General features: G+C 58.9%; 7 protein-coding genes. 5 read left to right on the top strand and 2 right to left on the bottom strand.

Translation table 11 applies throughout. From position 1 onward, the window contains the following. Positions 1–8: 8 nt before the first annotated feature. Entirely contained in the window at positions 9–3362 is a 3354-nt protein-coding gene (ileS, locus tag IDL90_RS08425) for an isoleucine--tRNA ligase (RefSeq protein WP_187995090.1), read from the bottom strand. A 429-nt stretch (positions 3363–3791) separates the two neighbouring features. On the opposite strand from ileS, the gene IDL90_RS08420 reads away from it, so the two are divergent. The 5 genes from IDL90_RS08420 (at position 3792) to IDL90_RS08400 (ending at position 10443) form a co-directional block, all read left to right on the top strand. Further along, a complete protein-coding gene (locus IDL90_RS08420) occupies positions 3792–4646 on the top strand; it encodes a formate/nitrite transporter family protein (protein ID WP_187995087.1) in 855 nt (284 codons plus the stop codon). Positions 4647–4815: 169 nt separating this feature from the next. Further along, entirely contained in the window at positions 4816–5292 is a 477-nt protein-coding gene (locus tag IDL90_RS08415) for a single-stranded DNA-binding protein (protein ID WP_187995085.1), read from the top strand. Between the two features lie 109 nt (positions 5293–5401). Next, the gene (locus IDL90_RS08410; RefSeq protein ID WP_187995083.1) at positions 5402–7408 is read left to right on the top strand and encodes a M13 family metallopeptidase; all 2007 of its coding nucleotides are present in this window, start codon (positions 5402–5404) and stop codon (positions 7406–7408) included. Positions 7409–7469: 61 nt separating this feature from the next. Next, positions 7470–10034 (top strand): aminopeptidase N, encoded by a 2565-nt coding sequence (pepN, locus tag IDL90_RS08405; RefSeq protein WP_187995081.1) that lies wholly within the window; start codon positions 7470–7472, stop codon positions 10032–10034. 178 nt (positions 10035–10212) lie between these two features. Next, positions 10213–10443, top strand: coding sequence for a PTS transporter subunit EIIB (locus IDL90_RS08400; RefSeq protein WP_182142168.1), 231 nt, complete (start codon positions 10213–10215; stop codon positions 10441–10443). A gap of 158 nt (positions 10444–10601) precedes the next feature. Here the strand turns inward: IDL90_RS08400 and malQ are convergent, their stop codons facing one another. Beyond that, positions 10602–12791, bottom strand: a complete 2190-nt coding sequence (gene malQ, locus IDL90_RS08395; RefSeq protein ID WP_187995079.1) for a 4-alpha-glucanotransferase — start codon at positions 12789–12791, stop codon at positions 10602–10604. Positions 12792–12815: the final 24 nt, after the last annotated feature.

Raw genomic sequence — 12815 nt, 5'->3', positions numbered from 1 at the left:
TGGGACATCTAGCGCTTCGAAATGGTCAGCGTCTGCTCATCACCGGCGCTGGCCACCAGATCAATGGTGAGGGTTTCGTGCTTGATGAGGTCCTCGTGGACACCGAGGGCCTCGAGGCGGTCTTCAGGCACCGTCAGCGTGACATTGATGCGGTCTGCGATGTGCAGGCCCTCCGCCTTGCGCGTGTCCTGGATTTGTCGGATCAAGTCGCGCGCCCACCCTTCGGCTTCCAGTTCTGCGCTGACCAGTTTGTCGAGGACGACGAAGCATCCGGAGCCCAGCACCGTGGCGGCCTCGTCCCCTTCAGCTTCGACGCGCTCAACGAGGGAGAACTGGTTGCCAAACAACTCGACCGCGGCCCCGTCGACCTCCACGCTGGGGAATCGCACGCCCTCGCCCTCGTCAATCACTTCCCAGCCGCCTGTCTTTGCCGCTTGGAACAGTGCGGAAGTCTTAGGACGAACGGCGGCGGAGAACTCACGTGGGTTGAGTGTCAGGTCCTGACGCAAGACCAGTCCCGACCTATCCGGCGTCTCGAACTCCACTTCTTTGACGTTTACTTCCGAGGCGATGATGGGTGCGAAGCCCGCCAGAGCCTCGGCGTCACTGGAAACGACCCGCAGCTTCGCCAGGGGTTGGCGAACGCGGAGCTTCTCAGCCTTTCGCAGGGAGTGTGCTGCGGAGACGATCTCTTGGACTTCATCCATCCCCTCAACTAACGCCTCATCCGCCCAGGACGCAGGCAGTTTCGGGTAGTCGACCAGGTGAATGGATTCGCCACCGGTGAGGCCGCGCCAGATCTCTTCCGTCACCAGGGGAAGTAGGGGTGCTGCAGCTTCGCAGAGGACGACGAGGGCGGTGTAGAGACTGTCGAATGCGGCCTCGTCCTCGTCCCAGAACCGTTGACGCTGGGTCCGCACATACCAGTTGGTGATGACGCCGAGGTGGCCGACGATGCGCGCGGAAGCACGAGGCAGGTCGTATTCGTCCATCGCGACTCGCACCTCTTCGGTAACCTCGCGGGTGCGGGCCAGCAGGTAGCGGTCCATTTCAGGAAGCGCGGCAAATGCGGCCGCTGGATCATCAAGTTTGTCCAGACGTGTCGGCGTGATGCCCGCGCCCTGGTTGGAGGCATTTCCGTACAGGGTCAGGAAGTAGTAGGCGTTCCACAGGGGTAGCAGCACCTGGCGAACCGCGTCACGGACGCCCTCTTCGGTGACGATCAGGTTGCCGCCGCGAACCACTGGCGAAGCGAGCAGGAACCACCGCATCGCATCTGAACCATAGGTGTCGAGGACGCCCTGAACGTCAGGGTAGTTGCGCAGGGACTTGCTCATCTTGCGCCCGTCGTTACCCAGGATGATGCCGTGGGAAAGTGACGTACGGAAGGCGGGCCGGTCGAAGAGCGCGGTTGCGAGGACGTGCAGCGTGTAGAACCAGCCGCGAGTCTGCCCAACGTACTCAACAATAAAGTCACCCGGGTAGTGGCTGTCGAACCACTCCCTGTTCTCAAATGGGTAGTGGACCTGAGCGAACGGCATGGAGCCCGACTCGAACCAGCAGTCCAAGACCTCGGGAACTCGGCGCATCATGGATTGACCAGTCGGATCGTCCGGGTTGGGACGTACGAGGTCGTCCACCATGGGCCGGTGCAGGTTGATCTCCTCGGCTGGCATACCGAAGTCATCGGCCAACTGCTGGTAGGAACCGTAAACATCCATCCGCGGGTAGGCGGGGTTGTCGGACTTCCACACGGGAATGGGGGCGCCCCAGAAACGGGTGCGGGAGATGGACCAGTCGCGGGCACCTTCGAGCCACTTACCGAACTGGCCGTCTTTGAGGTGTTCGGGAACCCAGGTGATCTGCTGGTTTAGTTCAACCATGCGGTCGCGGAACTTGGTGACCTCGACGAACCACGACGATACGGCGCGGTAGATCAGGGGTTGGCGGCAGCGCCAGCAGTGCGGGTAGCTGTGCTGGTAGGAAGCCTGGCGCACCAGGATCGGACGCATCTCCTCACTCATCGACGCCAGCGGGCCGGAGCCTTCACGCAGGTCAGAGAGGATCAGCCGGTTGGATTCGAAAACCTGCACGCCCGCGTAATCGGGTACTTCAGTCGTGAAGCAACCTGAGTCATCAACCGGGACCACGGTCTTGATTCCGTTGGCCAGACAGACGTTCATGTCGTCTTCACCAAAGGCCGGGGCAAGGTGTACGAGGCCGGTTCCGTCCTCGGTCGTCACGAAGTCGGCCTGAAGTATCTGGAAGGCTTCGGGTCCGGGGGCCGCGTCCTCGTCAGAGTTAGCAAAGTAGGGGAACATCGGGGCGTAGCGACGACCAACCAGGTCGGCACCTTTGAAGCGGCTCACTATCAAGTCCTGCACCGAGGTTGGGAGCTCGCTTAGCTCCGCGGCTTCGGGAGCGACCTCCGGAGTAGCATCTGCGACGACATCAATGCCGAACTCTTTGGCGTAGGACTCAGCAAGTGCCTCCGCGATCACGACGAGTTTGCCTGCAAGCGGGCCAGCCACCGGCAGTACCGTCACATAGTCGACGTCGGGGCCGACAGCTATCGCCAGGTTTGAGGGCAGCGTCCACGGCGTGGTCGTCCAGATGAGGGCAACTTCGCCACTGGGGCGTCCGTCCTCGTCCAAAAGCGCAACACCGACTGTGGCGGTCTGGTCAGTGCGGTCCTGATAGACGTCATCATCCATCTTTAGTTCGTGATTCGACAGCGGGGTCTCATCGTTCCAACAGTAGGGCAGAACGCGGTGTCCCTCGTAGATCAAGCCCTTATCGAACAGGGTCTTGAACGCCCACAGCGTCGATTCCATGTAGGTGGGGTCAAGGGTCTTGTAGTCGTTATCGAAGTCCACCCAGCGCGCCTGACGGGTGACGTAGTCTTCCCACTCTTTCGTGTAGCGCAGAACGGAGCTCTTGCAGGCATCGTTGAATGCTTTGATGCCGATTCCGTCGGGACCCTCGATTTCGGACTTGTCGACTATACCTAAGAGGCGTTCGGCCTCGATCTCTGCGGGGAGACCGTGGGTATCCCAGCCGAAACGACGTTCGACGCGGTGGCCCAACATGGTCTGGTAGCGACCCACCACGTCCTTGACGTAGCCGGTGAGCAGGTGCCCGTAGTGCGGGGTGCCGTTGGCAAAGGGAGGTCCGTCGTAAAAGACGAACTCATTCGAACCTTTGTCACCGGCTGCGCGATTCTCCACCGACTTCTTAAAGGTGTCGTCGGCGTCCCAATACGCGAGGGTCTCTTCCTCAATCGTTGGGAAGGAAGGTTTTGGGTTGACCTCTTGATCCCCGCGGTGGAGCGGGAAACGCTTCGTGGTGCCTTCTGATGCCATCTTCGTCCTCTTTCAAATCCACAACCGGTTCGAGGACGAAACGCCGGAGCCTTCCGCGGTACCACCTCGCTTGTGGCTACCGCTACGATCCTGGTTCTCCAGGTCAGAGGGCAACCACCGCTCATTAGGCTGTAACGGGCCACCCGTTCGGTTCTACTGGGATGGCTGACCGCGTGGCGCCACCTTTTCTTCCGAATGCTCCCCGGTGATACCCACTCCCCCGCATGCGCGGTGGTTTGGCCGGATCGATGCCCCTTCATGTTAGGCGACGCATGGCGCAGTTTGTAGCCCGGGGCGGCCGCTGAGAGCGTAATTGCTGTCACGTTTGCTTCAATCTTTGAGAGCAGTTGGTCGCAATTGGCGAGGTTCTGGTGGGACGGCTCGGCAATTTCCGTAGCTGTGCCGGGTTTTTCTGGGAACATTAGCCTTATGGTGACTGACAACCGCAAAATCTTTCCCGGAACAGAGTTCATTTCAACGGTGCTGCAGGCAGCAGATGCGAAGTCCTCGATGACAAAGCACCTGTCGCGTGTCTTCCTGATGCGTGCGGCGATGGCCGGGATCCTCATCGGTATTTTCTACCTGGCCAACTACTCCGTGATTGCTGCGTTTGTGGAGATCAGCCCGCGTGATGCCCGCCTTGGCTCAATCTTTGGTGCCGTGGTGTTTGGGTTCTGTCTTGTCTTCATCTACTACTCCAAGTCGGAACTGTTGACGTCCAACATGATGGTGACAACCATCGCCGTGTACTTCCGTCGCATGTCCGTGAGTCGCGCGGGGGTTGTGATGCTCCTGTGTTTCTTAGGCAACTTCCTAGGCGGGCTGCTCACGGCGATCATCGTCAAGTTCACGACACTCTTGGACGGGAGCGCTGGTGAACTTGTTACCGGCGCGGTTGAACACAAGCTGGCTTTCGTTTCTGGTGGGGCCGCGGGGATGGCAGATCTGTTCTTCCGCGCCATTCTTTGTAACTTTATGATCAACATCGCCATGCTGTTGATCTACAACGGGTTCGTCAAGTCCGATGGTGTGAAGGTTGCGGCCATGGTGGTATCAGTCCTGCTTTTCGCCTTCCTCGGCTTTGAGCACTCGGTGGCTAACACGGTCCTCTTTACCGTCGAAGGACTGAGGAACGGTATCGATGTCGGACTGGCACTTGGCAACGTGGGAATCGCACTGCTCGGCAACTTCGTGGGGGGTGGTCTGTTGATCGGGCTCTACTATGCCTATGCGAACGACTCTGAACGGCACCGTCGGACTCATCCGGCTTTGCGCGAAGAGTAGAAATACCTATCCACAGTGCACGGGAAGCGGAGTTTTCCCCAAGTTCACCGTTATTCCAGCAAAATGTCGGAACCTCCTCATAAGCTGAAGGCAGGAAATGAGAGGCGCGTCACCCCTCATCAGGTGTGATGGTGTGATGACCCGCTTCAGACTATTGAGGAGGACGCTCATGGCACTGCGAGCAGTGGCAACGGGAATGATTGCCGAACCTGTACTGCGCTGGACACCCCAGCAGAAGGCGGTGCTGGACCTACGGATTAACGCGACTGCTTCAGCGCGGGACAAGGCAAGTGGGCAGTGGGCCGACATTGGCGGTCCACTGTGGGTTGGGGCAACGTTCTGGGATGATGAAGCGAAGCATCTTGCAGACATCCTCAGCAAGGGTGACCGCGTCAGCATTGAGGGGACGCTGGTTGTAGATACGTTCCAGCGTCGGGACGGGACTGAGGGGCAGAAGCACATCATTCGTTTCCCACGCTTCCTCGGCATGATTCCCGGGCGCCGCCAGAGTGCGGAGGACGCTGGTGCATATGGCGGAGCCGCGCAAAGCCCCCAAAGCACATATGTAGACGCCGGCCCACCGCAGTCGGGTCCCATACCTCGCGTCGACGGTGGCGGTCAGGGACCAGCGGAAGCTCCCTTCTAGGCGCGCTGATCGTCTCAGTCCACTGACTGCACCGGGGCGGCGGTAGCTGGGCATTCACCTCATCGCTTAGGAAGACAAGTGCTCCGCGCGGCGGCGCTAACATGAAGGCATGACAAGTAACAAGAACGAACTACGCGCCCACGTCCTCGAACCCGCACTGATGGACACCGCTGTCCGTCCCCAAGATGACTTCTACCGCTACATCAACGGAACCTGGCTGCGTGAGCACCAGATTCCTGCGGACCGGGCATCTGACGGCGCGTTCTATGCGCTGCATGACCTGTCTGAGAAGCGCTGCGATGAGATCGCTACGGACGCGGCAAAGGGCGCTCTTGAGGGTGCAGAGGCACGCCGGATCGGGATCCTCTACAAGCAGTTCATGGACCAAAAGACACTGAATAGCCTTGGGATCACGCCGATCCAGGGACTTCTCAACTCTGTTTCTGACGCGAAGAGCCACGAGGATCTGGCTCGCCTCTTGGGAAATTTGACCCGAAACGGAATCGGCGGCTACTTCAGTGTTGGCGTGTCGACAGACCTTAACGACACCACTAAGTACACGGCAAGCTTTGAACAGAGTGGGCTCGGCCTACCTGATGAGTCCTACTACCGGGAAGATGAATACCGGAACTACCGCGACAAGTACGTCCAGCACGTAGCGAAGCTGCTAACCCTGGCCGGTGTCTCGACTGAAGAGAAAGCGCCACTTGCAGCAGCCGAAGTCATGGAGTTTGAGACGGATCTTGCCGCTCACCACTGGGATGTTGTCCGCTGCCGTGAGATCGACCCGCAGAACAACCCAAAGACATGGGCCCAAGTCGTTGCAGAGAACCCTGGATTCGACTGGGAAGGATGGGACGCAGGCCTCGGCTTCCCCCTGGATGGAAAGAGCCTCAACGTTTCGCAGCCGGACTTCCTTGAAGCTGCATCAACCCTATGGAAGAACACCCACCTGCACACCCTGAAACTGTGGCTTGCCCGCGCCATCATCGATGGGTTCGGCCCCTACCTCTCAGATCCATTCGCTGAAGAGACCTTCGACTTTTACGGACGTACCCTTGCCGGTATTGAAGAGATGCGCCCCCGCTGGAAGCGCGCACTGTCAATGATCGAAGGTGTCGTCGGTTTCGACATGGGGCGTCTCTACGTGGAGCGACACTTCCCGCCCGAGCACAAAGAACAGATGAGCCGTCTGGTCGACAATCTTCTGGATGCCTACCGTGATTCCATTCAAACACTAGATTGGATGAGCGAAATGACGAAGGAACGCGCCCTTGAGAAGCTCGACACCTTCATGCCAAAAATCGGCTACCCGGAAGAGCCACGTTCTTACGAGGGGCTGGATATCACCGCCGAGCGCACGCTGGTTGAAAACCTCATGGCATCGGCGCAGTTCGATATCGACTGGGAGTTCGCAAAGCTAGGTAAGCCAGTTGACCGGACCGAATGGCTCATGACGCCACACACTGTCAACGCGTACTACTACCCGTCGATGAACGAGATTGTTTTCCCAGCCGCCATCCTCCAGCCACCATTCTTCAACCCGGAAGCTGACGACGCGGTGAACTACGCGGGAATCGGGGCCGTGATCGGCCACGAAATCGGCCACGGTTTCGACGACCAGGGCAGTCAGTTTGACGCCCAGGGTGAAGTGAATAACTGGTGGAGCGACCAGGACCGTGAAGAGTTCGAAAAGCGCACCAAAGCGCTAATCTCCCAGTACGACCAGTTCTCTCCCGAGGAGCTGGATGATGAGCAGAAGGTCAACGGAGCACTAACCATTGGTGAGAACATCGGGGACCTCGGTGGCCTGACAATCGCCTGGAAAGCCTGGAAGAAAGCCCTTGCAGAAAGTGGGGTTTCATCACCCGTAGATGCAGAGGTCATTGACGGCCTCAGCGGGCCCGAGCGCTTCTTCACGTCATGGGCGCGGATCTGGCGCGGGAAACAGCGCAATGACTACGCGGTCCAACTGCTCGCCATTGACCCGCACTCACCGGCCGAGTTCCGCTGCAATGGCGTCCTCGCGAACTTTGACGAGTTTGCAGACCACTACGAACTCTCCCCCGGCGATGCCCTGTGGATCTCGCCGGAGGACCGGGTCAAGATTTGGTAGATGCCGACCTTGACACCCCCCAAACCCAAGCACTTCAAAAGTAAGAAATAGAAAGGTACCCATGCCTGGCTTGAACCTAACCCGAGTCGAAGCCCGCGAACGCGCCGCGGTTATTACCAACGTTGAGAGCTACGAGGTCGCCCTCGACCTTACGACTGGCGACAAGACTTTCCGGTCGACGACGAAGATCACTTTTGACGCGGTGGAAGGTGGGGAGACATTCCTCGACCTGGTCGTCGACAGGATCCACACCGCATCCCTCAATGGCGAGGCGCTGAACCCGGCAGAGTACGCGGACAACCGCCTGCCTATCCGTGGCCTTAAAGCGAAGAACGTCGTTGAGATTGATGCAGATTTTATCTACATGCACACGGGTGAAGGCCTGCACCGCTCGGTTGACCCAGCCGACGGCAAGGTCTACCTCTACTCCCAGTTTGAAGTTCCAGACGCACGACGCGTCTACCCGACCTTCGAACAGCCTGACCTCAAGTCATCGTTCACTTTCACTTTGACGGTTCCGGAAGGCTGGACGACCTTCTCGGTCTCCCCCACGCCGCAACCAACCGCCCTCGACGACGGACGTCAGGTTTTCAAGTTTGCACCGACCCAACGTATCTCCACGTACATCACCGCGATTATCGCTGGACCCTACGAAGGGGAAACCAAGACGATCCGCTCCACGGATGGCCGTGAGATCGACCTCGGCGTCTACAGCCGCGCATCACTGGTGAAGTACCTGGATGCCAGCGACATCATGGACATTACCGAGGCCGGTTTTGCTTTCTTTGAGAATGCGTACGGAATTCCCTACCCATTCACGAAGTACGACCAAATCTTCGTGCCCGAATACAACGCGGGCGCCATGGAAAACGCGGGTTGTGTAACCTTCCGCGACCAGTACATTTTCCGGTCCAAGCCGACCGACTGGCAGTTGGAATCACGCTGCAACACGATCCTCCACGAGCTTGCGCACATGTGGTTCGGGGATCTTGTCACGATGGCGTGGTGGGATGACCTCTGGCTCAATGAGTCCTTCGCGGAGTACATGGCACACCTTGCAACGTCGGAAGCCACGCGTTGGAGTGACGCGTGGGTCGGCTTCCTGACTCGCAAAGAGTGGGGCTTGGCGCAAGATCAGAAGCCTTCCACACACCCGGTGAAAGCAGAGATCCGCGATCTGGCGGACGTTGAAGTTAACTTCGATGGAATCACCTACGCGAAAGGCGCAGCGGTTCTGCGCCAGATGGTTTCTTACGTAGGCCGCGACAACTTCTTCAAGGGGCTGCACCAGTATCTGACCAAGCATTCTTACAAGAACGCAACACTGTCCGACCTGATTTCTGAGTTGGAAATCGCATCCGGACGGGACATGAAGAACTGGGTCAGCGTGTGGGTTGAGGAAGCGGGTGTCACCACCCTGCGTCCTCAGATCGACGTTGACGAGGACGGAACACTGACCTCGCTCAACGTTCTTCAAGAGGCTTTCTCCCCGCAAGCGTCGCTACGTCCGCACCGCCTTGTCGTTGCGGGGTACGACTTGAACGAGGACGGAAGCAAGGTTGAGCGCGTCTTCTCCGAAGAACTTGATGTTGATGGGGCAAGCACGCTTGTTGCCAGTGCCGCCGGACTCAAGAGGCCGGCGCTGATACTCGTGAACGATGGGGACCTGGCTTACGCGAAGGTTCGCATGGATGATGATTCTCTGGCATTCGCCATTGCGAACATCTCCAAGTTTGATGACCCCCTCACCCGCAGAATCATCCTGGCATCTGCCTGGGATATGACCCGTGATGGGGAGTTCCCGGCATCGCGCTTCCTCAACCTGGTGTTTGAGGCAGCGCGTGTCGAGACGTCAATTGCGTCGCTGACTGCACTGCTTCGCCAGATCGACACCGCTGTGACCTCGTACGTGTCACCCGCTCACCGTCCTGCCCAACTTGGCGTTGTGGCTGACCGACTCCTCGAGTTGGCTCAGAATGCTGACCCGGGAACGGATGCACAAGAGATGTTTGTACTCGGTGCGACAAGGCGCGCTGTGACACACGCGCAGTACGAGCAGATTGAGCGCCTCTACAAGGGTGAGGACGTCCTCGATGGCCTGGTGCTAAGCGAGGACCTACGCTGGGCAATGCTCTTCGCCCTCGTACGTGGCGGTCTGGCTAATGAAGCGGATATCAACGCGCTACGCGAGGAAGACAACACTCTCACCGGAGAGCAGAACGCAGCCCGCGCCCGGGCGACCTTCAACTCTCCGGAAGTGCGCCTCCAAACTTGGGAAGCCGTGATGCACGACGTCTCGATCCCCAACGACACACGTTGGGCAATGGTGGCTGGGTTCTGGTCACATGTGACTACTTCCCCGGCGACCTACGCGCAATACGTGGAGAAGTTTTATGACCAGGTGGCACGAACCTGGGATGAACACACCTTCCACATTGCCTCCGGCATCGTCACCGACCTTGAACCGCTGCCGCTGGTCGGCTACCTCCCTGAGGTTGACGTAGTGGCACGCTCCCAGGACTGGTTGGATGAGCACAGGGAACGTCCTGACTCGCTGCGCCGCCTAATCGCCGAGGGTCGCGATGATGCTCAGCGCATGCTGCGCGCTCAGAAGGCGGACGCATAGGTATCCGTTTTCAAGACTCGGACTGCATGTGATAGGCAGCTCCTCGGTTTTACCGAGGAGCTGCTCACCTTTTGGGGATGCTCAAACGCCACCGTGCTACCTTAAAAACGCGTAGAGATTTCAGTGTCGAGGCTGCCGGGAGTTGGCCTTGGCGCGACATTAGTGAAACGGGGATCCCATGTCTCAGGCACAAGACATTCTTGCCGGACTAGGTGGCAACGAAAACATCGACAGTATTGAGCCCTGCATCACGCGCTTGCGCGTAGAGGTCGTCGATCCAACGTTGATTGATGAAAAGGCGCTCAAGCAGGCAGGAGCCTTCGGCGTTGTTCAGGTTGGGCAGACGGTGCAGGTTGTGGTTGGACCTATCGCTGACAACCTAGCCGATGAGATCAACGAGCTGAACTGAGCCCGGTGAGCACAGTCCTCGCCAAGTTCAGAACAGCTGAGCCAAGTTAGCGGGAGCGGCCCGGTAGGGGCACAGTCGCCATTGGAGGGCGCCTGGGACAGGATTGTTCCGGGCGCCCTCCATGCTTTTGGTAAGGGGCCCATGTAAGGCTGCCCCCCCTACTCCCCCATCGCCTCCCGCATCACAGCGAACAGATGGTTGCCTTCCTGGACTGCAAGATCCTCCATCCACACACGTCGGCCCTCGCCATCAGCGAGCGGAACACGCCAGTTTGGATACTCCGTGTTCGTTCCAGGGAGGTTCTGCGGCCGCTTCTCTCCGACTGCATCCACAAGCGCTGCCGCCACTAGCCTGGCGGGTGTCGCACAGATGTAGCGATGTAGGCCATCCATGAACTCAACGTCCGTCTCGTCCTCCGGAATCAAGCCATACTCCCGAAGGCGCACCGCCATCTGGTGTTGCTCCTCGCGATCCGCCGCGCGGACGTCCTCGACGTCCTCAACGAGTAGTCCTAGCCTGTCACGAAGGGTTGTCTGGATCCCCTCAATGTAGCCCTGAGTGGGGGGAAGGTCGTGAGTATTGACGGTACCAAGGATGTCGCGGCGGTACTGGTCAGCGTGCAGCGGCCAACCCGACCCTTCCTTCTCAAACCACAGTACAGACGTCCCGAAGATCCCGCGACTAGCCAGATACTCGCGCACCCACGGCTCCACCGTCCCTAGATCTTCACCAATCAACACCGCGTCTGCCCGGTGCGCTTCCAAGAGCAGTATGCCAACCGTCGCCTCATGGTCGTAGTAGACGTACGTTCCATCTGCGGGTGATCCGTTGGCGGGAAGCCACCAAAGCCGGAAAAGCCCAAGAATGTGGTCAATCCGTAGCGCACCTGACAGCTTCAAAGTTGTCGCAACAACTTTACGCAGCGGCTCGTAGCCGCGCTCTGCGAGCTGACGTGGGTTGTATGGTGGCTGACTCCAACTCTGGCCCTGCTGGCTGTACATGTCGGGTGGCGCACCGACGTACATCCCCTGCGCAAATGCGCTTCGATCTGCCCAGACATCCGACCCCTCCGGGTGTATGCCAACGGCGAGGTCAGCCATCAACCCAATTTGCATACCGAGCTCGGTTGCCACCCGGTTGCACTCAGAGAGTTGATCTAGCGCGACCCACTGCAACCACTTGTAGAAGTCCACTTCCGCCTCGTGTGCCTCTGCGAACCGCGCAACCGAGGGCGCAAGGGGGTCGCTGTACTCCTCCGGCAGGGTCACACTGCCTGTGTCCTCAACAAGAGCCGCCCATAGAGCGTAGTTATCTAGGTGCTCCCCTCCTTCCATGCAGAAGGCTTGGAACAGCGCCTCACGATGTACTGAACGTGGCGCCGTATAGATGATCCGAAGGGCGGCCAACTTCGCAGCCCAGCTGGTATCGCGGTCCAAGAGAATGTCATCGTCCTCCGTCATTACTGAAGACCTCAGATCCTCTACCTCATCACGAACACCATCGGGGAGCATTGAGTACTCCGGGATTGATTCTGGTCGAATGTAGGAAGCATTCAGCCACTGCCTAGTAACAGGCAGGTAGGGAGAGTTCTCAATCGGCGCCAGAGGCTCTGCAGCATGCATCGGGTTCACCAACAAGAACTGGGCTCCCTCACGCGCAATAATTGCAGCCAGATCAGCCAGGTCTGAGGAATCACCCACGCCCCACGAAGAATGCGACTGAATCGAATACGCTTGGGCATTCACACCCCAGAAGCGCTTATCGCCGCGAAGCGCCGACGGATCAATGCGCTGAGGGACCACGATCAGAGGTGCTGAAACTGCCTCGCCCCCATTTATCTCGGCAAACACCGTGTGGTAACCCAAAGGAAGTGTCCCGGGGACCTCGAACGTTGCACGTCCTCGCCACTGGCCATCCACTTCTCTTGGTGGCACGTAGCGGTCCAGTTGCGAAAAGTCGCCAGTTGTTCCGTCCTCAAGGCGGTACCAAACATGGACGGAATCACCATGGACCACGTGAACAGGCAGGTCACGCCAATCACCACGCCTCACCACGGTACAGATGGGGAGGGTGTCAAGCCACGGTGCGTCTTCAGTAGCGCGGATCGCCTCCACAACCTCATGGTTGCTGGAGCGGGGGGAAACCGCCACACCCATCGCTTCCAAAACCCGTAGCAGGTTCCCCGGCTCAACCTGCTGCTGGGAGCCACCCCACGTCCAAAAGTACGTGGCGACCCCGTTTAGGTCTGCTAACTTCCTCACCAACTCGTGATCCACATCTGGGTTCACGTAGGCAGTTGTACTTTCCGTATCGGCATCTGGGCCGACTTCCAAAACGTCCTCGTTCATGGTCACCCTTTACTCCGGGAGATG

This window comes from Schaalia sp. JY-X159, from assembly GCF_014525425.1.
In the GTDB taxonomy this organism is placed as follows: Bacteria; Actinomycetota; Actinomycetes; order Actinomycetales; family Actinomycetaceae; genus Scrofimicrobium.
Note: the sequence above shows the minus strand (reverse complement) of the source record. Positions and strands in the feature narration are given on the sequence as shown.

Coding starts and splice junctions, on each gene's coding strand:
- ileS (WP_187995090.1), bottom strand. CDS start 3,362: ATGGCATCAGAAGGCACCACGAAGCGTTTCCCGCTCCACCGCGGGGAT.
- IDL90_RS08420 (WP_187995087.1), top strand. CDS start 3,792: ATGGTGACTGACAACCGCAAAATCTTTCCCGGAACAGAGTTCATTTCA.
- IDL90_RS08415 (WP_187995085.1), top strand. CDS start 4,816: ATGGCACTGCGAGCAGTGGCAACGGGAATGATTGCCGAACCTGTACTG.
- IDL90_RS08410 (WP_187995083.1), top strand. CDS start 5,402: ATGACAAGTAACAAGAACGAACTACGCGCCCACGTCCTCGAACCCGCA.
- pepN (WP_187995081.1), top strand. CDS start 7,470: ATGCCTGGCTTGAACCTAACCCGAGTCGAAGCCCGCGAACGCGCCGCG.
- IDL90_RS08400 (WP_182142168.1), top strand. CDS start 10,213: ATGTCTCAGGCACAAGACATTCTTGCCGGACTAGGTGGCAACGAAAAC.
- malQ (WP_187995079.1), bottom strand. CDS start 12,791: ATGAACGAGGACGTTTTGGAAGTCGGCCCAGATGCCGATACGGAAAGT.